This is a genomic window from Parasutterella muris, from assembly GCF_009767915.1.
Taxonomy (GTDB): Bacteria; Pseudomonadota; Gammaproteobacteria; order Burkholderiales; family Burkholderiaceae_F; genus Parasutterella; species Parasutterella muris.
The window spans coordinates 1-24,559 of sequence record NZ_WSRP01000008.1 but is presented as its reverse complement, the minus strand read 5'-3'; the positions used below and the strand labels follow the sequence as shown (position 1 = coordinate 24,559).

The 24,559-nt window shown below is 53.0% G+C and carries 19 protein-coding genes; 7 read left to right on the top strand and 12 right to left on the bottom strand.

The features are described 5' to 3' along the window. Positions 1 to 33: 33 nt before the first annotated feature. On the bottom strand, positions 34 to 870 hold the full coding sequence (locus E5987_RS03580) for a lysophospholipid acyltransferase family protein (RefSeq protein ID WP_160334722.1): 837 nt from the start codon (positions 868 to 870) through the stop codon (positions 34 to 36). Further along, positions 870 to 1,295 carry a Holliday junction resolvase RuvX gene (ruvX, locus tag E5987_RS03575; RefSeq protein WP_160334721.1) on the bottom strand — a complete coding sequence of 142 codons (426 nt, stop codon included), beginning with the start codon at positions 1,293 to 1,295 and terminating at the stop codon, positions 870 to 872. Before ruvX ends, E5987_RS03580 begins: the two co-directional genes overlap by 1 nt. 136 nt (positions 1,296 to 1,431) lie before the next feature. On the opposite strand from ruvX, the gene E5987_RS03570 reads away from it, so the two are divergent. The 3 genes from E5987_RS03570 to E5987_RS03560 all read left to right on the top strand — a co-directional run bounded on the left by E5987_RS03570 (position 1,432) and on the right by E5987_RS03560 (position 2,978). Then, the gene (locus tag E5987_RS03570; protein ID WP_160334720.1) at positions 1,432 to 1,872 is read left to right on the top strand and encodes a DUF2721 domain-containing protein; all 441 of its coding nucleotides are present in this window, start codon (positions 1,432 to 1,434) and stop codon (positions 1,870 to 1,872) included. 9 nt (positions 1,873 to 1,881) lie between these two features. Beyond that, on the top strand, positions 1,882 to 2,319 hold the full coding sequence (locus E5987_RS03565) for a DUF2721 domain-containing protein (protein ID WP_160334719.1): 438 nt from the start codon (positions 1,882 to 1,884) through the stop codon (positions 2,317 to 2,319). A gap of 71 nt (positions 2,320 to 2,390) precedes the next feature. Beyond that, positions 2,391 to 2,978: an HdeD family acid-resistance protein gene (locus E5987_RS03560; protein WP_160334718.1), complete on the top strand. Its 588-nt coding sequence runs from the start codon at positions 2,391 to 2,393 to the stop codon at positions 2,976 to 2,978. A 167-nt stretch (positions 2,979 to 3,145) separates the two neighbouring features. Here E5987_RS03560 and E5987_RS03555 read toward each other — a convergent pair whose 3' ends face one another. The 4 genes from E5987_RS03555 to uvrA all read right to left on the bottom strand — a co-directional run bounded on the left by E5987_RS03555 (position 3,146) and on the right by uvrA (position 12,738). Beyond that, complete coding sequence (locus E5987_RS03555; RefSeq protein WP_160334717.1) at positions 3,146 to 4,297, bottom strand: hypothetical protein; 1,152 nt, start codon at positions 4,295 to 4,297, stop codon at positions 3,146 to 3,148. A 178-nt stretch (positions 4,298 to 4,475) separates the two neighbouring features. Beyond that, positions 4,476 to 8,417, bottom strand: coding sequence for a phosphoribosylformylglycinamidine synthase (gene purL / locus E5987_RS03550; RefSeq protein ID WP_160334716.1), 3,942 nt, complete (start codon positions 8,415 to 8,417; stop codon positions 4,476 to 4,478). 197 nt (positions 8,418 to 8,614) lie between these two features. Further along, positions 8,615 to 9,904: a glycerate kinase type-2 family protein gene (locus tag E5987_RS03545; protein WP_160334715.1), complete on the bottom strand. Its 1,290-nt coding sequence runs from the start codon at positions 9,902 to 9,904 to the stop codon at positions 8,615 to 8,617. 8 nt (positions 9,905 to 9,912) lie between these two features. Next, positions 9,913 to 12,738 carry an excinuclease ABC subunit UvrA gene (uvrA, locus tag E5987_RS03540; RefSeq protein WP_160334714.1) on the bottom strand — a complete coding sequence of 942 codons (2,826 nt, stop codon included), beginning with the start codon at positions 12,736 to 12,738 and terminating at the stop codon, positions 9,913 to 9,915. 142 nt (positions 12,739 to 12,880) lie between these two features. Here uvrA and E5987_RS03535 point away from each other — a divergent pair, with 142 nt between their 5' ends. Further along, on the top strand, positions 12,881 to 13,444 hold the full coding sequence (locus E5987_RS03535; RefSeq protein ID WP_160334713.1) for a single-stranded DNA-binding protein: 564 nt from the start codon (positions 12,881 to 12,883) through the stop codon (positions 13,442 to 13,444). Between the two features lie 91 nt (positions 13,445 to 13,535). Here the strand turns inward: E5987_RS03535 and E5987_RS03530 are convergent, their stop codons facing one another. From E5987_RS03530 to E5987_RS03510, 5 genes are all read right to left on the bottom strand, one after another. Beyond that, positions 13,536 to 14,741, bottom strand: a complete 1,206-nt coding sequence (locus E5987_RS03530; RefSeq protein ID WP_160334712.1) for an ABC transporter permease — start codon at positions 14,739 to 14,741, stop codon at positions 13,536 to 13,538. Beyond that, positions 14,738 to 15,442 (bottom strand): ABC transporter ATP-binding protein, encoded by a 705-nt coding sequence (locus tag E5987_RS03525; RefSeq protein WP_160334711.1) that lies wholly within the window; start codon positions 15,440 to 15,442, stop codon positions 14,738 to 14,740. Before E5987_RS03525 ends, E5987_RS03530 begins: the two co-directional genes overlap by 4 nt. Next, positions 15,442 to 16,746 (bottom strand): efflux RND transporter periplasmic adaptor subunit, encoded by a 1,305-nt coding sequence (locus tag E5987_RS03520; RefSeq protein WP_160334710.1) that lies wholly within the window; start codon positions 16,744 to 16,746, stop codon positions 15,442 to 15,444. Before E5987_RS03520 ends, E5987_RS03525 begins: the two co-directional genes overlap by 1 nt. After that, a complete protein-coding gene (locus E5987_RS03515) occupies positions 16,736 to 18,142 on the bottom strand; it encodes an efflux transporter outer membrane subunit (RefSeq protein WP_160334709.1) in 1,407 nt (468 codons plus the stop codon). Before E5987_RS03515 ends, E5987_RS03520 begins: the two co-directional genes overlap by 11 nt. 133 nt (positions 18,143 to 18,275) lie before the next feature. Next, entirely contained in the window at positions 18,276 to 19,118 is an 843-nt protein-coding gene (locus E5987_RS03510) for an inositol monophosphatase family protein (protein WP_237178715.1), read from the bottom strand. Between the two features lie 151 nt (positions 19,119 to 19,269). Between E5987_RS03510 and fusA the strand changes: the two genes are divergently transcribed. From fusA to aspS, 3 genes are all read left to right on the top strand, one after another. After that, a complete protein-coding gene (gene fusA, locus E5987_RS03505; RefSeq protein WP_160334707.1) occupies positions 19,270 to 21,321 on the top strand; it encodes an elongation factor G in 2,052 nt (683 codons plus the stop codon). 139 nt (positions 21,322 to 21,460) lie between these two features. Further along, positions 21,461 to 21,706, top strand: coding sequence for an FmdB family zinc ribbon protein (locus E5987_RS03500; RefSeq protein WP_160334706.1), 246 nt, complete (start codon positions 21,461 to 21,463; stop codon positions 21,704 to 21,706). Positions 21,707 to 21,832: 126 nt separating this feature from the next. Next, positions 21,833 to 23,626, top strand: coding sequence for an aspartate--tRNA ligase (gene aspS / locus E5987_RS03495; protein WP_160334705.1), 1,794 nt, complete (start codon positions 21,833 to 21,835; stop codon positions 23,624 to 23,626). A gap of 75 nt (positions 23,627 to 23,701) precedes the next feature. Here aspS and E5987_RS03490 read toward each other — a convergent pair whose 3' ends face one another. Beyond that, the gene (locus tag E5987_RS03490) at positions 23,702 to 24,472 is read right to left on the bottom strand and encodes an MFS transporter (RefSeq protein WP_237178714.1); all 771 of its coding nucleotides are present in this window, start codon (positions 24,470 to 24,472) and stop codon (positions 23,702 to 23,704) included. Between the last annotated feature and the right edge of the window lie 87 nt (positions 24,473 to 24,559).

The window sequence follows — 24,559 nt, the reverse complement described above, 5'->3', positions numbered from 1 at the left end:
CATTCGGCTTCTGTTCCAAAGATTTTCTCTGGTTCAGCCGTTCGCAATCGCCTTGGCAAGCACGGACGCACCGTCTGCGTCGCCGTCCTTGTATTCGTTGCCCCAAATTTCCTTGAGTTTGGCCCGCATTCGTTCCTGGCAGAGCCTGCCGATGTCATGGCGCGTCATTTCCGGTGTCGGAACGATCGGTTCCAGAAAATGCACAACCGCATACGCATCCTCCATAGTGACCACATTCCACAGTGAACCGAACAAGGTGACGTCGCCGGCAAAAGCCGCTTGTTTTGCAGGCTTGCCTTTATCCATATAAACCAGCACGACCGGACGAACCACCGCGCCTATTTCGGCCGCAGGAGCTAAAAAGTTGGATTTAATCGGCAGCAGCTCATTGCCGAAAGTCGTCGTACCCTCAGCAAAAATTGCCACCGTTTCGCGATTGCAGAGCGCTCCTCTGATGTCGTCGTTAATCTTGAGAATCGCCCGCTTGCTCGAACGATTGATAAAAAGTGTTCCGATCGCGCGCGCAATCAGCCCGAATATCGGCCATTTTGCGATTTCGGCTTTCGCAATAAACCGAGACGGAATCTGAGAGTCCAGCGTGAAGATATCCAGCCATGAGACATGATTGGACACCACAATGCATGCGGGCGCTTCATCGGATACACCGCACTCGTGCAGTGACTCGGGCACGCTGCCTTCGTAGCGGCACTTGACGCCGGCCTTCTCTAAAACACGCCTTGTGTAGAAAGCGAGCATCCTTCCTTTGCTCTTTTGATCCGCTTTTTGAAACGCGGTATAGGCCTGAAATAAACAAACGAGCGTATACATCACCACATTCAGGAAGCGAGCGCTGCCTTTAATTTTTTTCATTACTGTTCCTTTCTTCTCAGCCACTGTTCCAGAATAACAGCCGCGGCCTCATCATCAATATAGTCCGCCCCGGAGTTTTCTCTTTCTGCCTCAACTGAGCTGAATCTTTCATCTTCGCGCACGACAGGAAGATGGAATCTGCCTTCCAGCTGATTGGCAAACTTTTGACAGGTTGCTGTCATCGAGTTCGGTTCTCCATCCGCATGCCGAGGCACGCCAACCACGATCGCCGCAGGTGTCCATTCTGAAAGCAGACTTGTGATTTCTTTCCACTTCTGCTCATTTGTTTTCCAGGAAATGATCCTCAGGGGCCGAGCTGTTTTTGTCAGCATATTGCCGATAGCAACACCGATCCGTGCCAGACCGTAGTCAAAACAAATAATAATGGCGTCCTGAGAGAGCCTCTCCAAAGCTGATTGAGTCATGTAAATTGAGTCGGATACAAATTAAATAACTCGATATTTTAGAGTTCGGGCGCCTCACCGCTCAAAGTTCGTCATCAAAATAGTGACGGTCATAGGAGGCGGGCTTACAATTTCAGCAGATTCTTTGGAGAGGATAATGCTCGAATTCAGTGCAACACTTTCGGATGCTCTGGCGCCCGTTACTTTGATTTCCGGAGTAGGACTCCTCCTGGTCTCAATGTCGGCGCGCTACTGCCATGCCGCCTCACGGATCCGACAGCTCCTTGCGGAAAGAGCGGCCGAACCCGAAGATCTTCATGAAGAAATCGATCAATCCATAGACCTGATTTTCAAGCGCGCAAGTCTTCTGAAAAACGGAATTCTGACGCTGATGATTTCCGCTGCGTTCAGCAGTCTGCAGATTCTGGCAATCGTCATAGAACGTCTCTTTGATTTTGATCTGTCTCTGACCAAATCTTTGATGCTTTTAGCCTCCGTTATTTTCATTGTACTTTCGAGCTGCATTTACGTTGGCGAGGTTCAAATTTCCGTCAGAGCGATCGGGCTGTCCGTTCACCACCATGACCATCCGCAGTAGGAGTGCACAATGATTTCGTATGCCGTTACGCTCTCCGATGCTTTAACACCGATCACGCTGATCTCAGGCGTCGGTTTACTGCTGCTCGCCATGACTACCCGCTACAACTACACCACGGACAGAGTCAGAGCGCTTTTAAAAGAACGCCGCAAACTAGCGCCTAAAACCGATCCGATTCTTGAGCAGGCGATTCGACTTACTTATGAAAGAAGCCATTTGCTGAAGAACGCCATTCTCGCAGTGACCACCTCAGCCGCATTTGCCGGAATTCTGGTTCTTGTCACCATTTTGGAACATCTCTGGAATCTGAATTTTGAAGTTTGGAAGTCAACGATCCTTCTGACAGCCGTCGTATTTATCGTGGTTTCCACGGTGTTTTTCGTCCTAGAAGTTCAAATTTCTCTGCGGACACTCAAGACTTCCATCGATCAGATTAGGCGCCCATAGTGGTCCGATAATCCAACAGCCTCCCTCTTGTTTGAACCATCATTACCTCATCAAACATTAGGAGGCTATAAATGTCTGACAACAACAATATCAACGGTCGCGTCAAAAAAGATTTGGTTCTTCCTCTTAAGCAGCATGCGAACGGGATCATAGGCTGGGGTATCTTCAGCATCGTCCTGGGAACTATCGGTCTGTTTGCTCCGATCGCCTTTTCCATCGGTGTCACGATCTTCATCGGCGCCATGCTTCTGGTGAGCGGCGGCACAGGACTCGCCCTTTTCTGGAAGGCTGAAGGATGGGGCGCAAGAACGGCAGCGATCATTCTTGCACTGCTGACCGCGTTAACCGGTTTGCTCTTGATGTTCTATCCGGTCGCCGGTACTGAAACACTCACGCTGTTCCTCGCTTCTTACTTCATTGCCGTGGGCTTGATTAAGTGCTGGGTCGCGTTCAGAAATACCGATGCGAAAGGCTGGGGACTGATGCTCTTCTCGGCAATTGTCTCTTTGCTGCTTGGCGTCTGCCTGTGGTGGGGATGGCCTCAGAGCTCCGTTTGGATCTTCGGTATCTTCGTCGCAATCGAACTGATCTTCGACGGCTGGACAGGCGTTATGTTCGGTCTGGAAGTTAAATCCATCGGCAACCAGTCTGAATCGTAAAAAGCTGAGCCGCACTTTGCGCTTCTGACTGAATTAACCGGCGTTGTCTCAGCGCCGGTTTTTTGTATTAATCACCGTAAAAACAAACGCCCACTGCTTTCTTTGCAGTGAGCGTCTGCTGCATTCTCTACCGGCCGCTCTGCGGTCGGCCGCTAAATCATCCGCTACTACTCCGTGACGATTCTTGGCTTTTCTTCGGCCTTGCGCTTAGCTTCTTCCACGTCGGCTGACAGCTGATCAAGAATGGCGTCTGAGAACTTTTCCAGGCGATCAATCTGACTGTTCGAATCCAGTGTCAGCAGATCGTCAAGCGCGATCTCCGGAGCAAGGAAGGTATACGTCACACGAATTCCCTGAATCGTATCGTCAAGCGTGAAGGAATTGAGCTTTTCAGGAAGGCCCTGCGGCGACACAACGGGGAGCAGGTCGCGGCGGATCGGCGCGTCCGTACGCTCAATGATCGGCATCGGACTCTCAGAGAGCTTCTGAAGCATGTCTCTCATTCCGGCAAACGGCACAAAGACGTGAAGCATCATCGCGTCGCGTACCAGATGATTCCACTGAGCGCCTTCGATCTCTTCCGTTCTCGGAATATCCTGAGGAATCAGACCGGTTTCACCGATCGACTGCGTCATGCACATGGCAATGTCTCTTGTCCAGTCAGGAGCTGTTCCGAGTTTGTAGTACACATCCTGCTGCATGAGGGTCGCAGTCGCAAAGAATCCGTAATTCGGCGTTTCCGCAGAAATGTGTTCAAGGATGGTACGGGCGTGTCTCAGGTTCTTGATCATCACCGGGAAACTGATGACACGGAACACTCCGTCGGGAGCCGCGAAATAAGTCGGAAGACGCTCGTTCCCTTCAAGCCAGGTCAGATAGTACTTCCCTTCGAACTGCTCTTTTGCTTTCGCGTCCCAGTTCTTCGGAAAACCGTCTTCGTAAAGCATAGCAAAAACCTGAATCAGAGGCGTTGTGTCATCCTGCTGTGTGGCGCTTCCCTCTTCACCGTCCCAAACCTGAGAGGCGGTGTACTTGTGCGTCTTCGAGTTCCAATTCAGCACAATCTTCGCCTTCTGCTCAGGATCGGACCATTCCGCATTGAAACCGTCCGCATTGATAATCAGAGTGCCGTGATTGAGAGGTCCGAAAACCAGATAGGAAGGAAGATCCTCTGCAGACTTCACTGCCTGCGGTTTGAAATTTGCCCAATCGAATTTTTCGCGTTTCGGCGGTTTGCTGTTGATCACTGCGAGCTGGAAAATCTCGCCAAGATTAGGATCATTCAGAATGTTGTCCTGCTCAGTTTTTGTTTCGTCCATTTAAATTCCTAAACAAGCCTGCTCCTTAAAAGCTCCAAAGCTCTGTGCAGGCCTGCGTTATTGATAATGCTTTCCGAAAGTTTACACGCAAAGAAAGAGGGCGGCCTATTTGACCGCCCGCTCTGAAACACCTTGTGCGTAATGACCCGTAAAAACGGGACTTACGAATAGTTTTGACTTAACCGACCCAAACTCGTGCGTTCTGGAAGATGCGCGCCCACGGCGATACATCCTTCAGCAGAGGAGAGCGCCATGAGAGCTGCACCGCACGCCAGCTGCGCTCCGGATGCGGCATCATGATCGTCGCGCGGCCGTCCGGTGTCGTAAATGCCGTCTTACCCATGGGCGAACCATTGGGATTCAGAGGATAAACTTCTGTCGGCATCTGTTTGGAATCCGCATAACAAGCCGCTGCAATCGCCTCAGCCTCGTCTTCCTGATTTTTCCAATACGCGCGCCCCTCACCGTGAGAGTTGACAATCGGGAGCATCGCTCCGGCCATTCCGGCAAAGAAAATCGACGGAGAATCCATAACCTTCACATTGACCAGACGCGCTTCAAACTGCTCTGAATAGTTGCGTTCAAAAGTCGGCCAATGAGCGGCGCCCGGGATTAAGTTCTTGAGCTGAGAAACCATCTGGCAGCCGTTGCAGACACCGAGCGTAAATGTGTTCGGGTTTTCAAAGAATCTGCGGAACATGTTCTGAAGTCCGGCATTGTGCAGAATGGTCTTAGACCATCCGCCGCCTGCTCCGAGAACGTCGCCGTAGGAGAATCCGCCGCATGCGGCAAGGCCGACAAATTCGGCAAGGTTCGCTCTGCCGGAAAGCAGATCAGTCATATGGACGTCAACCGGATTAAATCCGGCCTGCATAAACGCGCTCGCCATTTCATTCTGGCTGTTTACGCCCTGCTCTCTCAGAATGGCAACCTTCGGACGGACGCCCGTATTGATATACGGGGCTGCAATGTTCTCTTCAGGATCAAAACCCATCGCAAGTGTAAGACCGCCGTGATGCGGGTCGGAAATCAGATCATTTTCACTGTCAGCGCATTCCGGATTGTCCCGCATACGGGCAATCTGCCAGCTAACCTTGGACCAGGCCTTCTGCAGATTGGCTCTCTCTTCGGAGAGAACATACTTGCCTTCCAGGTAAATATTGAGATTTTCTTCCGGAATCAGGTTGCCAAGATACATCAGAGTATCCTGAAGGCCTTCAGCTTCAAACGCTTTCACGACTTCGGAAGAACGCCCGCGGGTCACCTGAATCACCGCGCCGAGCTCTTCATTAAAGAGCGCTTCATTGAGCGTCTTGCCGTCTTTCACAAGACCGTCGGCAACCACTTCGACACCGACATGGCTTGCGAACATCATTTCGCACAGCGTCGCCGCTAAGCCGCCGTCGCTGCGGTCGTGATAGGCAAGAATCGCGCCTTTTTCCGCAAGAGAGCGAATGACACGCATAAATTTCTTTAAGTCTTCCGCATCGTCCAGATCCGGCGTAACGGAATCAAATCTCTGTGTCACCTGCGAGTAAACCGAACCGCCAAGTCGATCCTGACCGCGTCCGAGGTCAATCAGCAGAAGCGAGCTGTCAAGAACATTCTCGGCAAACATCGGAAGCAGATTGTCACGCACGTCATACACCGGAGCCGCTGCCGAAACCACCAGGGAAACCGGAGAGATCACATTCTTATTTTCTCCGCTTTCGTCCTTCCAGGCAGTCTTCATCGAGAGAGAATCCTTACCGACGGGAATACTGACTCCAAGTTTCTGGCTGAATTCGCTTGCCGCCTTAACCGCGTCAAACAATGCCGCGTCCTGACCGGGAACGCCGCAGGCGCCCATCCAGTTGGCAGAAAGAATAATACGGTCAAGATCCACATCCGCGCTGACGATATTGGTCATCGCTTCGCCGATTGCCATACGGCTCGCCGCTGCCGCGTTGGATACCGCCAGAGGCGTTTTCTCGCCCATGGCCATCGCTTCACCGCGTAAGCTTTCATAGGAAACTGCGGTCACTGCGGCGTCGGATACAGGAACCTGCCAAGGCCCGACCATCTGGTCTCTGACAACAAGACCGCCGACGGTTCTGTCGCCGATAGTAATCAGGAATTTCTTACTGGCTACGGTCGGGTGCTCCAGCACTTCGTAAAGGGCTTTTTTCGTATCCGCGTCTTTCAACGCCTTCATCGACTGAACTTTTTCATGCTCTGCGACTCGGTGCATCTTGGGTGTCTTGCCTAAAAGCACGCTCATCGGCATATCGACCGCGGGCTCCTCTCCTTCCGAGCGCGTCACAACAAGTTCATCATCTTCGGAGATCTCGCCGAGAATCGCATAGGGGCAGCGCTCACGCCTGCAGTACTCTTCAAAAGCTTTCAGACGGCTCGGATCAATCGCAAGCGCATAACGCTCCTGCGACTCGTTGCACCAAATCTCCAGCGGGCTCATGCCGCTTTCTTCGATCGGCACCTTATTCAGATCCAGCTTCGCGCCCTTACCGGAAAGATCGGCAAGCTCAGGCATCGCATTGGATAAGCCGCCTGCGCCAATATCATGAATCGCAAGAATCGGATTCTCAAGACCCGCTTCCCAGCAGCGATCGATCACTTCCTGAGCTCTTCGCTCCATTTCGGGGTTGCCGCGCTGCACACTGGCAAAATCCAGAGATTCACTGTTGGCCCCGGCGCCCATCGAAGAGGCTGCTCCGCCGCCGATGCCGATACGCATTCCCGGGCCGCCCAGAACCACAAGAAGCGTTCCCGGAGGAAGCGCCAGCTTGTGTGTCTGATCGTCTCGAATGTTGCCGATACCGCCCGCAAGCATGATCGGTTTGTGATAGCCGTAACGGCGTCCGCCGACATTGGCTTCAAATGCGCGGAAGTAACCGAGAATATTCGGACGGCCGAATTCGTTGTTAAAGGAAGCTCCGCCGAGAGGCGCTTCGACCATGATATCCAGAGCCGAAGCCATGCGTTTGGGAGCGCCGTAATAGGGTGCGTCCTTCGAGGGGCCGCTGACGTCTTTGTCATTTTCCCAACCCTGCACCGCGCCGGGAATTCTCAGAGAAGAGACGGTAAATCCTGTCAGACCCGCTTTCGGACGAGCGCCTCGGCCGGTCGCGCCTTCATCTCTAATCTCTCCGCCCGAACCTGTAGAGGCGCCCGGGAAGGGAGAGATCGCCGTCGGGTGATTGTGCGTTTCAACCTTGAAAACGGAATGAGTGCGCTCGTTTTGCGTAATGTACTCGCGGCCGCCCTCGGAGTTTTCGTTTCCGCGGGGATACATGCGGGGAACTTCTTCGCCTTCGAAAACCGCGGCATTGTCAGAGTAAGCGACAATCGTGCCCTGCGGATGATTCTTGTGCGTCTCGCGAATCATGCCGAAAAGACTCTTGTCTTCGTCTTTGCCGTCAATCGTCCACTTCGCATTGAAAATCTTGTGTCGGCAGTGTTCGGAGTTCGCCTGAGCGAACATCATCAGCTCGACGTCCGTCGGGTTGCGTTTCAATTTCGTAAATGCGTCGATGAGGTAATCAATTTCGTCATCATTGAGCGCAAGACCCAGCTCAACATTGGCCTTCTGCAGCGCAGTTCTGCCTTCCGTAAGAATGTCAACGCTGCGCATTGGCTGTCCTTCAGCCTCAGCAAAAACCACTTCCGGAGCCACGTCCGGAGCCACCACGCTTTCAGTCATGCGGTCGTGAATCACGGCTGCGATTTTTTCTCTCTGCTCTTCGCTCAGGCGCTTATCGTCCTTCATGATCAGCTCAAAGCAGGTGCCTCTTTCCACGCGAAGCACATTTGTCAGGCCGCAGTTGCGGACAATATCGGTCGCTTTGGATGCCCAGGGAGAGATTGTTCCGAGACGGGGAATCACCATGAATTTCTCTTTTGCGGAAGTAAGAATCGCCTCTTCCCCGTAAGTGAGAATGGACTGCATGGTTTCGAACTGAGAAGCCGACAGGGTGCCGTCCGTTTTTACAAAATGGATGAACCGAGTGTTCAGTGTGACCGCGTCAGGCGCGATACGGCGAATTTTCTCAAGAAGTCTTTCAGTACGAAAATCCGACAGGGCTCTGGATGCGTCTAAGCGAAACATGGACGTCTGACTCATTTTTTTATGCTGCCGCAGTCATCAGGGCTGCAATGCAGCTTCCTCCGAAGTTAGGTTAGTTGAGGTTAAAGTAATTTCGTCTATTCTAAATTGAAGTGCGCGAATTTCCCGAACTCTTGCGTGCTCAGGCATCGAACCTTCCGCAATAAGCAAAACACCCGGGAGACTGCGCTCTCGGGTGCCTGAAAATTTTTCCTCTACGGGATAAGAACCACACGATAATCATTAATGTTGGTTCTCGTAGGACCGGTATCAAAGAGATCGCCCAGTTTTTCAAAAAACTCCTGAGCGTTATGCTCTTCAAGATACTTCTGCGGATCAAGTCCGAGTTCCTTGGCTTTTTCCATCGTGTCCGGTCTGAGAATTGCGCCTGCGGCCTCTCCGTTGCCGTCAACGCCGTCCGTATCAGCCGCAATGGCGTATATCGGATTGCCTTCAAGCTCGAGCGCGAGCGCAAGCAGAAATTCCGAGCAGGGACCTCCCTTGCCAATGCGTCGTCCCGTCAGCGTCACAGTGCACTCACCGCCGGAAAGCAGAACCACCGGCTTGCGTCTCGGCTTGGAGAGTTCAAGACGGATTTTGCGGGAAACCTGCTGAGCGACTTTTTTCGCTTCTCCCGAGATTCCGTCTCCGACAATAACCGGACGCATTCCTTTTTCCTTAAAGAACGCCGCAGCTGCCTGCAGTCCCTTAAAGGAATTGGCGATAATCTTGTTTTTCACGCCGCGCATACGGACGTCGCCAATCTTCGGCGTCTCGGGGATGGCGCCGCGGGCACCGTTGCGCAAGTGCTTGAGAATGGATTCCGGCGCCTCAACTTTAGCCTGACTGAGATACCAAAGCGCATCCGCATAAGTGGAAAAATCTTCCGCACACGGGCCGGAAGCAATATCTGACGGATTATCTCCGACGGTATCGGAAATGATCAGTGAGAGAACCTCGGCACCCTTGGCTCGAGCCGCCAGCGCAAGCTGTCCGCCTTTAACTTGGGACACATGCTTGCGTACCGCATTAATATGATCGATGCTTGTTCCGGACTTCAGCAAATCTTCCGTCACTTTGCGAATGTCTTCAATCGTGACACCCTCCACCGGAAGCGAAAGAAGGCTGGAGCCTCCTCCGGAAAGAAGCGCCAGCAACATGCTGCCTTCTTTCAGCCGATCAAGCTGATCCATCATGCGCTTTGTCGCATCCAGATTGGATTGATCCGGAATCGGATGAGATGCCTCAAGCACTGTGATCTTCTTGGTTTTTTCCGAATGTCCGTGACGGGTAATGACAACGCCGGACAGTTCTTTTTCCGGCCACGCCTCCTCTACAGCCGCAGCCATGCTGGCAGCCGCTTTTCCCGCCCCGACCACAATGACATCGCCGGCGAACGTTGTTGGAATATGAGGCGCAACCACCTTATGAGGATCTGCCGCGTCTATCGCCGCGTAGAAGGACTCCATGAGGAGCTGCTCAAACTTGTCTTTTTCTCGTTTCAAGGGAACCTCTAATTTTTCTTTAAGTTTCCTAAATATGTACCGGTTTTACTAGAGGGGATTCCTCTTATATGCTCCGGCGTGCCCTCCGCAACAATCATCCCTCCGGCATCTCCGCCTTCCGGGCCGATATCTATAATCCAATCAGCCGCACGAATCACGTCAAGATTATGTTCAATAATCAGAAGCGTGTTCCCTGCGTCTTTAATTCGCTCAAGAACCGATAAAAGCATCGAGACATCATGAAAATGAAGCCCCGTCGTCGGTTCATCTAAAACGTACAAAGTTCGCCCCGTCCCCTTCTTCGAAAGCTCATGCGCAAGCTTGACCCGCTGCGCTTCGCCTCCCGAAAGAGTAACGGCACTCTGACCGAGTTTGATGTATCCCAGCCCCACATCGGAAAGCACCTGAAGCTTCTTAGCGACCGCAGGAATATTTTCAAACACATTCAAAGCCTCATCCACCGTCAGTTCCAGCACGTCGGAGATGCTCAGACCTTTGTATTCAATTTCTAATGTTTCTCGATTGTAGCGGCTGCCGCCGCAAACGTCACATGGAACATACATATCCGGGAGGAAATTCATCTCCACGCGAACCAGTCCGTCCCCCTCGCAGGCCTCACAGCGGCCGCCCTTCACATTGAAAGAGAAGCGCCCGGGACCGTATCCCCGTTCCTTGGCCAGAGGCGTTTCCGCGAATAATTCACGAATCGCAGTGAAAAGTCCGGCATAGGTCGCAGAGTTCGAACGCGGAGTTTTCCCTATCGGGCTTTGGTCCACCGCGATGACCTTGTCAAAAAATTCCAGCCCCTGCACTGACTGATACGGCTCAGGCGTCGTGTTAGCCCGATTCAGTTTTTTTGCGGCCGCCGCATATATCGTTTCATTCACCAAGGTGGATTTGCCCGAACCGGAGACGCCTGTCACGACCGTCATCAGCCCGACCGGAATCGACACATCAATATTCTTCAGATTGTGTCCGCTGCAGCCGCAGAACTTTAGGAAACGACCGTCCGGCTCCAGCCGTTTTTCCGGAATCCCAACCTTAAGCCGACCGCTTAGATACTGCCCCGTCAGAGAAGCCGGATCGGCCGTAATCTCCTCAGGAGTCCCCTGAGAAATAACTCGGCCTCCGCCAACGCCCGCACCCGGTCCCATATCGACAACATAATCGGCTTGGCGAATCGTATCTTCGTCATGCTCGACGACAATAACTGTATTTCCGAGATCTCTGAGCGCATGCAGCGTTCGTATCAGCTTCTCGTTATCACACTGATGAAGGCCGATCGAGGGCTCATCGAGAACATACATCACGCCGGTCAGTCTCGATCCGATCTGGCCCGCCAGTCGAATCCTCTGCGCCTCTCCGCCGGAGAGCGTATCGGCTCTGCGACCGAGCGTAAGGTATGAGAGACCGACATCTTCGAGAAACTTAAGCCTCAGCACGATTTCTTCAATGAGCTTTGTACCGATTTCCTGTTTCGCTCCGCTCAGACTCAAATGCTCAAAATACTCTTTCGCTTTGTTCAAGGGCATTGACGAGACGTCCTGCACCGTCTTCTTCTGCCCGTCTTCTCCGATATAGGTGTTTCTTGCGGCTTCGCAGAGGCGCGCACCCTTACAGGCGGGACATACACACATGGAACGCCATTTTCCGAGCTCACTCTTAACCGCAGGGACATCCGTCTGCTCGTAGCGGCGGGCGGTCAGCGGAATAATGCCTTCAAAGGGACGATCACTGCTTTCAAAAACTTCCCCTTTCCCGCTGATGAATCTGAGTTTCACCGGGGCATGCGTACCCCAAAGAATCTGACGCTGTATCAATTGATCAAGATCCTTCCAAGGCGTCGACAAAGAAAAACCGAGCGCGCGGGAAACATCTTCCAGCATTTCGTAGTTATAGCGATGAACCGGGTCCCAATCTTCAATCGCTCCGGCCGCAAGAGAAAGATCATCCGAGGAAACAACTTTCGCTGGGTCCCAGTCTTCGATCTCTCCGAGACCGGAGCAGGTCGGACAGCTTCCGTTCGGGCTGTTGAACGAGAAGAGCTTGGGCTCCATCACCGGAACAGAGTAGCCGCAGTAGGGGCAGGCGAACCGATCCGAGTAGATCTCTTCGCTCGCCTCTTCCATATCAAGCGCAATAACTTTCCCGCCGGAAAGCTTCAGCGCGCTTTCCGCCGCTTCGGCAATTCGCTGCCTCGAGTCAGAACGCACTCTGAGACGATCCATCACAACGTCAATATCCGAATGATTTTCCGAGAGCTCCGGAAGCTCATCAATCGTATAAATTTCTCCGCCGATACGAAAACGCGTAAAACCCCGAGCCTGCAGATCTTCCAGAATTTCGACCGAGGGCCGTTTGGTGCTCCGATCGATCGGTGCAATGATCATCATGCGCTTATCCTGACCTCGAAGCAGAATTTTGTCCGCGATTTCGGAGACGGTCAGTGCCTTGAGCGCGATATGATGATGAGGACAGTACGGAGTGCCGATCCGAGCAAAGAGCAGCCGCAGATAGTCATAGATTTCCGTGTTGGTGCCGACGGTAGAGCGCGGGTTGCTGTTCGTCCCTTTTTGCTCAATAGCGATCGCCGGAGAAAGACCTTCAATCAGATCAACATCGGGTTTTTCCATCAGTTCAAGGAACTGACGCGCGTAGGACGACAAACTCTGAACATAGCTTCTCTGACCCTCTGCGTATAAAGTGTCAAACGCAAGGGAACTCTTTCCGGAGCCGGACACTCCGGTCAGCACAATCAGTTTCCCGCGGGGCAGATCAAGATCGATATTTTTCAGATTATGAGTCCTTGCACCGCGAATTCGAATATCAGACATACGCGACCCCAATATTTGTACCGACATATTACATATCTTTTGAAAATCCTTCAGAAACAGTACGGAAGCGAGCACAAAGCAATTTCAGCGTATCGGTTTGTACTTCGGTAGAATGAAAAAATTAATGCGCTAAGGAAACGAAATGGCATCAGTCAACAAAGTCATATTGATCGGGAACCTCGGAAGAGATCCGGAAACCCGCTACACCACAGACAACTCGCTCCAAATTACAACGCTTGCGTTGGCAACGACGACCTACAGACGTTCTCAGGACGGCGGAAGAAACGAAGAAGTTGAATGGCACCGCGTTGTTTTATTCGGCCGTCAGGCTGAAATCGCACAGCAGTACCTGCGCAAAGGCTCTCAGGCCTACATCGAAGGAAGACTGCGTACCCGCCGCTGGGAGAAAGAAGGTCAGACGCATTATTCGACGGAAATCATTGCTGATTCTCTTCAGCTTCTTGGCTCCAGAAATGCTCAGAGTGAACCTTCCGGAGAATTCGAAAGCGTCTCCGCCTACAAAGGCGCCCCTGCCAGTTCCGATTCTTCTTACTCGAGAGGCCGTCCCTCTTCCGCTGATGAATTCGAAAGCCCGCGCACGCCCCGTCAGAGCGCACCCTCTGCTCCTTCTGCCCCCTCCGCGCCCGCCGCACCTATCGGCAGACCGGCGGAAATGGACGATCTGGACGACGACGTTCCGTTCTAATAAGAATAAAACCGCCTCGAATAAGCGTCGCTTATTTTCCAAGGCGGTTCAGATTTTTTCTCAGGCGTCGGGCTCAATGCCCGACGTTTTGTTATTCGTGGCGTACCGCCTCAATCGGATCAAGCTTGGCCGCCCGTCTGGCCGGGAAGTAGCCGAAAACAATACCAATGCACGCGGCAAACCCGAAGGCAAGAATGTTGATGGACGGACTGAAAATAAAGGGCACGTTCATGATGTGTGTCAGAAGAAGCGAGGCGCCAAGCGCCAACGCGACCCCAAGCAGACCGCCGAAACAGGCCAGCATGACCGATTCGATCAAAAACTGCAGCAGCACTTCACGCTCAAGCGCCCCGATTGCCAGGCGAACGCCGATCTCGCGGGTACGCTCCGTGACGCTCACGAGCATGATGTTCATAATGCCGATGCCGCCGACAAGCAGACTGACCGCCGCCACGGCACCCAAGAGCATAGTCATAACCTGACTGGTCTTGGAAATCGTCTCAATCAGCTCAGACGTATCCAAAATATTGAAATTGTCCATTTCTCCTTTGGAAAGAGACCGTCTTTCGCGCAGAAGCAGCCTTGCGCTCTCCTTGACACGTTCGATATCACTGCCCGCTTCCACCGCGACCGTAATCAGAGGAACTCGGACATTGCCGCTCAGCCTGCGCTGAAACGTGTTGAGCGGAATAATCACAACGTCGTCCTTGTCCATCCCCATGCCCGACTGTCCTTTCGGTTCAAGCAGGCCGATGATCTGACAGGAAAAACCTTTAATACGCAAAAGCTGACCGAGAGGATCCACGTCGCCAAACAGCTCTTTGCGTACCGTTTGACCGATCACGCAGACAGCGCTGCCCGCGCGAAGTTCGGAAGGCTCAAACTCTCGTCCTTCCTGAACCGTTAGACTGCTGATGGGAAAGTATTCATTGGTTGAGCCGATTACCGACGTAGACCAGTTCTTACCGTTGGCAACGACCACCTGAGTTGATGTGCGGGAAGGGGCCACTGCTTTAATACCGGCGATCTGCGTCGCAAGCGCTTCCGCATCCGACTCTTTAAAGGAAGGGGCGCCGACTGACTGACCGGGCCCGAGCCTCTGACCCGGACGAATCATAAGACTGTCAGAACCCAAGGACGCAATCTGATCTCTAACCTGCTGCGTCGCGCCGTTGCCGATCGTCACCATCGTGATCACCGCGGCCACGCCGATAACAATACCGAGAACCGTAAGAATGGAACGCATCGGATTTCTGAAAATCTGGCGGAGCGCCAAAAGCAAAGCGTTGCCGATCATACTTTCACCTCCTGCGAGTCAGACTCTACATTCCCATCCACGAAACGGACCGTTCTGCGCGCGTATGCCGCCATATCCGGTTCGTGCGTCACTAATGCGACCGTAATGCCTTCGTCTTCATTGAGTTTCTGGAGCAGTTCCATGATCTCCACAGAGCGATGCGAATCCAAGCTTCCGGTCGGTTCGTCCGCAAGAAGCAGCTTCGGATGCGTCACAATCGCTCGCGCGATGGCCACACGCTGTTGCTGACCGCCGGAAAGTTCTGCGGGCGTGTGATCCTTCCATTTGCAGAGCCCGACCTTATCGAGCGCTGCGAGCGCCAAATCGCGTCGGACTTTTTTATTCTCTCCGCGGTACAGCAGGGGAAGTTCCACATTTTCAAGCGCGCTCGTTCTTGCCAAAAGATTGAATCCTTGGAAGACAAACCCGAGATACTTTCTGCGAAGCAGCGCCCGCTGATCCCTTGTGAAATGTTCGACGTGATGTCCTTCAAAGAGATACTGGCCGCGCGTCGGGGTATCCAATGCGCCGATCAGATTCATGCAGGTCGATTTCCCGCTCCCGCTCGGACCCATAATGGCGAGAAACTCGCCGTGAGAAATCTTGAGATTAATATCATGCAGCGCGTCAAAAGCTGTTTCCCCGCTTCCGTAGCGCTTACCGATACCGATCAGCTCAACTAAGGGGCGTTCTTCAGACATTATTTGGCTCCGCGTCTTTGATCTACTATGACCTCGTCTCCGGCTTTCAGAGGGCCGTCAACCACCTGTGTTCTCTTGCCGTCTGAATAACCAACCGTAATCTCCACAGGCGCGGCTTTGCCCTCACGCAGTACGTATACCGTCGCTTTTTTCTGACCTGCGCTCGGACTCAGCACGGTTCCGGAACTCTTCTGTGCTGACGAGCGGCGCATCGGAGGGCCGAACATCCCCATTGCGCTTTCTTTCTTTTCAGTCGCTTCGGAGGGCTGGAAGCGAAGCGCGGTATTGGGCACTAATGTAGCGTCTTTCAAAGACACAGTCCGAATGCTCGCTGTCGCTGTCATTCCCGGCAGCAGAAGCATGTCGGGATTGTTCACTTCCAAATACGTGACATATGTGATGACGTTGTCCGTTTGCGTCGAACCGTACGCAACCTTCTTCAGTTCAGCCGGAAACTTTCGATCCGGATACGCGCTCACCGTGAAACTGGATTTCTGTCCGGGTTTGACCGCACCGACATCCGCTTCGTCCACGTTAATGCGCAGCTCCAAACTCTTTAGGTCTGTGGCCAATTTCAGCAGTTCAACCGCCTGCAAAGTCGCCGCAACGGCATAACCGGGTTCCACGGAACGCGCGAGCACGACTCCGTCGATCGGAGAAACGATCTTCGTTTTCGATAAGTCGGACTCAGCGGATTTGAGTGCCTCTTCGCTGTCCGTGATTTTCGCTTTAGCGCTGTCCACTGAGGCCGCGCTCTTTGCCACTAAAGCCTCCTGAGCGTCAAGTTCCGTCTTACTCGGGCTCTTGCCTCCCGACAGACGACGCACTTCCTGAAGTCTGGCAAGTTTCGCCTTTGCTTCCTTCAAAGTCGCCTCGGCTTCAGCCAAGCTCGCTTTAGAGAGCTGCAGCGTCGCCTTGGCGCGCTCGACAGAAGCAGACAGCTTAGTGTCGTCAAGCTCAATAAGAATCTGCCCTTTTTTGACCGGATCATTCACATCCACGTTAACTTTACGGACGATGCCGGAGAGTTCGCTGCCAAGGGAAACCGTTCTGATCGGATTCAGTGTTCCATTTGCCGTGACGTCCACACGCAGACCGCCCTTTCCCATCGGCGCGGTCACAAAAGAGACCTTCGAATCGGAACGCGAGCCGTAAAGATAGTAGCCGCCATAGCAGCAGATGCCTATCACAGCCGCCGCGGTCCAAAAAGATGCCCGTTTATAGAAAGGACGAGGCTGTTTCTCTCCGAGAAGAGCCTGTGTATCCGCGTCCAACGTCTTTTTGCTGTCAGTTTTATTTGTCATTTTCTTTGAACTCCTGAGGAACAGGCCAACCGCCGCCAACTGCTTTGTATAGAGCGACATAACCGTTTGAAATTTCTGCTTCCACGCTCGCAAGCGCTTCCTGAACCGTCAGCAGGGTGCGCTGAGTCGTTAGAACCACTGTGAAGTCCTGCAGCCCGGCGTTGTAATCCTGCTGAGCGGAAATCGCCGCGCTTCTTGCCGAGCGTTCCGCTTCCCGAAGTGATTTCTCTCTGAGCTGCTGCGCCCAAATGGTATTGAGCGCGTCTTCCACTTCCTGAACGCCCTTTAAAAGGCTCGCCTCGTAGTTAATACGAGCCGATTCAAGCTGAGAATTGCGCTGCTCGAGCTGAGCGAGAAGTGAGCCGGCATGGAAGATCGGAATGTTCAGCGTGCCGAAACCTGAAGAGGACTGTGTTCCGGCGTCCCCCAAGGCGCCAAAGGTCGAAGCGGAAAAGCCGAATGAACCGCTGATCGTAAGGCTCGGGAAAAGTGCCGAGCGAGCCTGTGTCACGCGCGCCATCGCCGACATCACCTGAGCTTCCGACGCCCTCACATCCGGACGATTGCGAAGCACTTCTCCGGGAATCGACAGCGCAAGATTTTTCGGCGGCTGAGGAATCTCTTTTACCTGATGCAGCCCGACTTCATCGGGACGGCTGCTGGTGAGCACCGCAAGAAGATTGCGGTATTGATGAACCTGAGCCGCGTATACGGGAATCGACGCTTTTGTCTGCTCAAGCGAAGTGATCGCCTGATCGACGTCCGTGGAGGAAACCAGTCCCGCTTTGTAGCGCCAATTTGCCAAATCGTATGCTTCCTGCTGGGTTTTCAGGTTCTGCTCGGCAACGGATACTCTTCTTTGAGCCAGACGCAGGCTGATATAAGCCTGAGCCACACGGGCGGCAATCGCAGTCTGCACCTGACCTAAGGAAGCCTTACTGTAGAGATAATCGGAGAAAGCGGCCTGCGCAGCGGCATAGCGGCCGCCGGCGTCAAGCGTTAAGCTGAGATTCAGCCCTATCTGAAAAGAGTTCGAGCCGGTTCCGCCAAAATGGCTTCTTCCGCCGCGAAATTCACCGTCGGCCTGAGGAAACATCCCGGCGTTAGCGATCGTCATCGCGGCATCGGCCTGTCTGAGATTCTCCCGGGCGACTCGAATATCCGTATTGGCGCTCTGGGATTTCTCCACTAAAAGAGCGATCTCGGGATCGGACCAGGTGGCCCACCACTCGGCTAAGTTGTTGATTGATTCCTGACATTGAACACTAGGTCCCAGCCAGCGCTGCGGAATCACATTTTTCTGCTCTTCCGTCATCTGAAAGTCCGGTGTCGTGACGCAGCCCGTCAGCGTCGTCAGGACCACGGCTGTTGCGAGAATAGAGGCGGTGGATTTCATATTTTTCTTTTCAGAGATGTCCTGTAAGTTAGTTTCTCAGAAAAGAATTATTTGCAAATTACAAAATATTTATATTTGAAAACGAGTGTTTCCTGCGCTCTAATCTCGAAACAACTTTCAATAAATTAAGTAGCTAGCGATCTTTTTCCAGGACCTGCAGAACCTTAGGCAGCAGATGTTTATTAGAAGCGACCGCGGATAACTCTTTCAGCGGGTTTCCGCCATTTGTGCTGACCAGCGCTCCGCCCGCACCTTCAATAACCGGTACAAGCGCTGCCACATCCCAATAGTTGAGATCCGGGTCGATCATGATGTCGGCTCCTCCCGTCGCTACAGAGAAATATCCGAAGCAGTCGCCCCAGGTGCGGTAAAGCTTGGCTTTATCAACCAGTTCCTGAAGCTGATGGCCGCCTTTCTGTTCCGGAGTTGTCCAGTGAGAAGTCACAAGAAGCGTCGCGTCTTCGAACCGCTCTGTGTCGCGAACGTGCTCCTCACGCACGGATCCGTCGCGAAGATGAAGCTCTGTCTTCTTTCCGTCTCCCATCAGCCAAACGCCGACGTGCGGGTGCGAAATCACTCCGATCATCGGGCGGAACCCTTCGCCGCTGTCCTTCTCGACGGCGATCAAGGTACCGAAATGAAATGCGTTGGTGATAAACGCGCGCGTTCCGTCAATCGGATCAAGAATCCAGCGGTATTTGGGATACTGCAGAGCTCTCGCCTCTCTAATGCCGTATTCCTCTCCGAAAATGCCGTGCTCGGGGAACTCTTTTTCAATCCACTCGCGCATGATGCGCTCTGCCCCTTTATCCGCTTCGGTCACCGGCGTATGGTCTTTTTTGTCAAAGACTCGCGTTCCGGAGAGAAATCTCGGAAGGATCTCTGAGTTTGCGAGCGAAATTAAGTGCTCGATCGCCGGTTCAAAGAGTTCAAATTCTTCTTTGGTGCACTCGGAACAATATGACTGAAATTCCATGTCCATTCCTCACAGGGTATACGCCCGGCGTCCGTCAGGCAGAAACAATTAAATAATTTGTTTTTTTACCATAAAAGCATCTCGACAAAGCGGGATGAATGTTTCACAATCAGAAATACTTTATCAATCACGAGGAAAGGATTAGAGCATCATGCCTATTTTTAAAACAGAAAATCTCCGAACCGTTGCGTTAGTTGGACATGGAGGGTGCGGCAAGACCACTCTCGCTGAAGGGATTCTTGCTAAAGCTGGCATGATCATCACCTGCGGTTCTGTCGAACGCGGCACCACCGTCTGCGACTCTGATCCGCTTGAAAAGGCTGTGCAGCACTCTCTGCGCGCTGCCTGTACGCATTTTGAATGGGACAATGTTGACGGCACCGAAGTTCGCGTGCACATGATCGATACCCCGGGATACCCGGACTTTGTCGGACAGGCTCTCGGCGCACTTGACGCGGTTAAGACCGCGGCTGTCGTTGTCGACGCGACCGCCGGAATTCAGCTGATGACACGCCGAATGATGGACTGGGCTAAAGAACGCAAGTTAAACCGCATGATCATTGTCAACAAGATCGACGCCGAACATCTGGACCTGCCAAAACTGATCGAAGAGCTCAAAGAGGCTTTCGGTAATGAAGTAATGCCGATTAACCTTCCCGCAAACAACGGCTCCCGAGTCATCGACTGCTTTGCTAAAGATCACGGTGAAGCCGATTTTCTGAGCGTCGAAGAAGTTCACCGCGCTTTCGTAGAACAGGTCGTTGAAGTGGACGACGAAGCGATGGAGCGCTACCTCGAAGAGGGCTCTGCCGATCCTTCCACGCTGCACGGTCCGCTCACTCAGGCCCTGCGTGAAGGCCACATCATCCCGATCTGCTTCGTTTCCGGCAAAACCGGCGCCGGCGTCGACGATCTGATCAATGTGATGGTCCGCCATCTGCCGAACCCCTCTGAATCCAACGCTCCGCTCTTTACCGACGAAGAAGGCAACGACGTCAACATTACCGCTGATCCGGAACTGCCGCTTGTCGCTCATATCTTCAAAGTCGTTAATGACCCGTACATCGGCAAGGTCGGCGTCTTCCGCATTCATCAGGGTACCCTGCACCGCGATGACCAGCTGTTTGTCAACGACAACAAAAAAGCGATCAAGATCAGTCATCCTATGATTCTTCAGGGCAAAGAAACAACCGAAGTCCGTGAATTGGTACCGGGTGATATCGGCGTCGTTTCAAAGATTGAAGAACTGGTGTTTGACAGCGTTCTGCACGCCTCTCATGAACACGACAACATTCGCATGAAGCCGCTGAGCTTCCCGAAACCCATGTTCGGTCTGGCGATCTCTCCGGCACGCCGCGGAGACGAAGGCCGCTTGTCCGACATCCTGAATAAGCTCCTGTCCGAAGATCCGACACTTGAACTTGAACACGATACGACGCTGAACGAAACCGTGCTTCGCGGTTTAAGCGCTCAGCATCTGCGCAGCGTTCTTGAAAGAGTGGCTGCTCAGTTCAAACTCGAAGTCAACACACGCACTCCGAGAATTCCGTATCGCGAAACGATTTCTGCCAATGCGGAAGGTCACGCCAGACATAAGAAACAGACCGGCGGTGCCGGCCAGTTCGGTGAAGTTTATCTGCGCATCGAACCGAAAGAAAGAGGCACAGGATTCGAGTTTGTCGACGAAGTTAAAGGCGGCGCTATCCCCTACAACTTTATCCCGGCTGTGGAAAAGGGCGTCAGAGATGCGCTTTCAACCGGCTTCGTCGCAGGCTACCCGATCCATGACGTTCGCGTCGTTGTTTATGACGGTAAGAGCCATCCGGTTGACTCTAAGGAAGTCGCGTTCGTTTCAGCAGGCAGAAAAGCCATGCTCGATGCGCTCTCCAAGGCAAAACCGACTGTGCTTGAACCGATCGTTGAAATCGAAATCGTCGCGCCCGACACCTGCATGGGCGATATCACCGGCGACCTCTCCAGCAGACGCGGTCAGGTGACCGGCACAGCCAACCTAGCGGGCGGCATGATGCTTATCTCCGGTACCGCTCCTCTCTCCGAGCTCGACGGCTACGCTGCGCGTCTGAACGCCATTACTCAGGGCGCGGGAAGCTACTCTATGGAACTCGCGGGCTACGCTCCTGTTCCGATGCAGCGCCAAATGGAGCTCGCCGCGAACTATCAGCGTAAAGATGACGATGAATAACCTCGGCTTCTGCTTCTAATCTGACAGCAACGGCCGGAACAGGAGTTCCGGCCGTTTTTATGTCATACAAAACCGTCTTTTACTCGGAATGTGCCATAATGATCGATTCGAATTAGTAACGAGACAGTTCGAGCAAAAAATGCCTATTTATTCATATAAATGTTCTAATTGCGGTTACACAAAGGACGCTCTTCAGAAATACTCTGACGCTCCTCTGACCCACTGCCCTAACTGCGGAAAAGAAACCCTGGTCAAACAGCTCTCCGCTCCGGGCTTTGAGCTCAGAGGCAAAGGCTGGTATGCAACCGACTTTAAAGGGGGCTCCTCTGCCGCACTTCCAGCCTCGCACGCACGCGACGACAGCAGCGGAAAGAAATCTTCCTAAGGCCCCGCCTTCGGCACTTTAAGAATCTTCCTGCACCGGTTTCGTATATTCCTAATCACATTGTTTAAAATTAACCAATCACCATTTTAGGCATCTCTGTGATGCCTGAGTTATCGGAGTTTTTGAATGCGTACACAATATTCCGGTCTGATTGACGACAAATATATCGGTCAGACTGTTACCCTCTACGGCTGGGCGCACCGACGCCGCGATCACGGCGGAGTTATCTTTATCGACCTCCGTGACCGCGAAGGTCTCGTTCAGATCGTTTGCGACCCTGATCGACCCGAAGTTTTTGAAACAGCCGACAAAGTCCGCAACGAATTTGTTCTTGAAGTGACCGGTTTGGTCCGCGCACGCCCCGAAGGAACCAGAAATGAAAACCTCATTTCCGGCGCCGTTGAAGTTCTGGCTCAGGATCTGAAGATTCTCAATCCTTCCGCTCCTCCGCCCTTCCTGCTTGACGATGAAAATCTTTCGGAAACCACTCGTCTCACATACCGAGTTCTCGACCTTCGCCGCCTGCCGATGCAGCGCAACATGAAGCTTCGCTACAAGGCCGCTATGGCCTTCCGTCGTCACCTTGACGAACTCGGCTTCATCGATATCGAAACTCCGATGCTGACAAAGAGCACTCCGGAAGGCGCTCGAGACTACCTCGTCCCTTCCCGTGTTCATGACGGCCAGTTCTATGCTCTTCCGCAGTCTCCTCAGCTCTTTAAACAGATGCTGATGTGCGCCGGCTTCGATCGCTACTATCAGATCGTTAAATGCTTCCGCGACGAAGACCTCAGAGCAGACCGTCAGCCTGAATTCACACAGGTCGATATCGAAACCAGCTTCCTTAACGAACTCGAAATCCGTGACATCATGGAAAACCTGATCCGTCACGTGTTCAAGGAAACGATTAATGTTGACCTGGTCAATCCGTTCCCCGTCATGCTTTATAACGACGCAATGAACAACTACGGTTCGGACAAGCCCGACCTTCGCGTCAAGATGAAGCTGACCGAACTGACCGACCTGATGACCAATGTTGACTTCAAGGTCTTTAAGTCCGCTACAGAACTTCGTGACGGCCGTGTCATAGCCCTTCGCGTTCCGCACGGCGCTTCCATGCCCCGCAGCGAAATCGACAGCTACACCGAGTTTGTCAAGATCTACGGTGCCAAAGGCCTCGCCTATATCAAAGTCAATGACGTTAAAGCCGGACGTGAAGGTCTTCAGAGCCCGATCGTCAAGAATATTTCCGACGAAATCCTCCAGGCCATCATCGAAAGAACCAGCGCTCAGGACGGCGACGTTATCTTCTTCGGCGCTGACCGCAAGAAGATTGTTTTCGACTCTCTCGGCGCACTTCGCCTGAAAGTCGGCCACAGCGAATTCGGCAAGTCACACGGCCTGTTCGAAGAAGGCTGGAAGCCTCTCTGGGTTGTTGAATTCCCGATGTTCGAATATGACGAAGAGGAAGAACGCTGGGTCGCCTGCCACCACCCCTTCACCAGTCCGAAGGACGGCGACGAGGACAAACTCGAAAGCGATCCCGAAAACTGCTACGCCAAAGCCTACGACATGGTGCTGAACGGCTGGGAAATCGGCGGCGGCTCTATCCGTATTCACAAGGCCGACGTTCAGAGCAAGGTCTTCTCCGCGCTCAAGATCGGTCCAGAAGAAGCTCGTCAGAAGTTCGGCTTCCTGCTTGACGTCCTCCAGTTTGGTGCGCCTCCGCACGGCGGTATCGCATTCGGTCTCGATCGTATCGTAACGATGATGACCGGAGCAGACTCGATCCGTGACGTAATCGCGTTCCCGAAGACTCAGAGAGCACAGTGCCTGCTGACACAGGCCCCGTCTCCTGTGGACGAAAAACAGCTGCGCGAACTGCACATCCGCTTGCGCAACGAACACAAGCACGAGTAGTAAACAAAAGCGGGAGCTCTGCTCCCGCCTGCTTAACTTTGAGAAAACCGCCGCTTTTGGGGCGGTTTTCTATTTTTATGAACGATGTTTTACGCCCAATACCGCTGAACCGGTAAAACAGAAAATCAGGCTGCATGCAAGTGCGCAGACTCCGACGAGACCCGCACCCACATAAGGAACCGCTGCAAAACCCAAAGCCACGGAAACCTTGCTTCCGATAAACGCGCCGCCGCCAATGCCAATATTGAAGATCCCTGAAAACATGGATGTAGCAACGTCAGCCGCGTCTCGCGCGGTGTTCAGAAGCAGCGTCTGAAAGGCCATGCCCACCGCACTGATACAGGCGCCCCAAACGACAACCAATACATACATCGTCCATGTCTGCCGCATCGAAAGGACAAAGAACCCCAGACACAGCGTCAAGAGGATCAGCGGCACAAGAAGCGCCATAGAGTAATGCTTATCCAGCGACCGGGTGCTCAAAATCGTCCCGATAATCCCCGAAATACCGAATACGAAAAGGACCGTAACCGTCTCAGATTCAGCCATACCGGTGACCGTCGTGAGAATCGGGCTGATATAGGAGTAAACCGTAAACTGACCGAGAATGACCACCAGTGTCAGCAGATACAGCTGTACCAGAGCAGGCCTGCGGAGAAGATCCGGAAGGCTCTTGAGAGAACCGGCCCGGTTGCTTTCGCAAACGGGCAGCACAAAGTAAATCACAAGCCAGATCACAGCCGCAGCCAGACCGATGATAAAGAACGCGCCCTGCCACCCGACAATTTGTCCGAGTCTGGTACCCAGCGGTACGCCCATAACTGTCGCGACAATCGTGCCGCCCATGACCATCGCCCCCGACTTTTCCAGAAAAATGTATCAATAAGCTTCTTTAACCTTCTGAATATTCAACGATAAATTCGAAATTTTTTC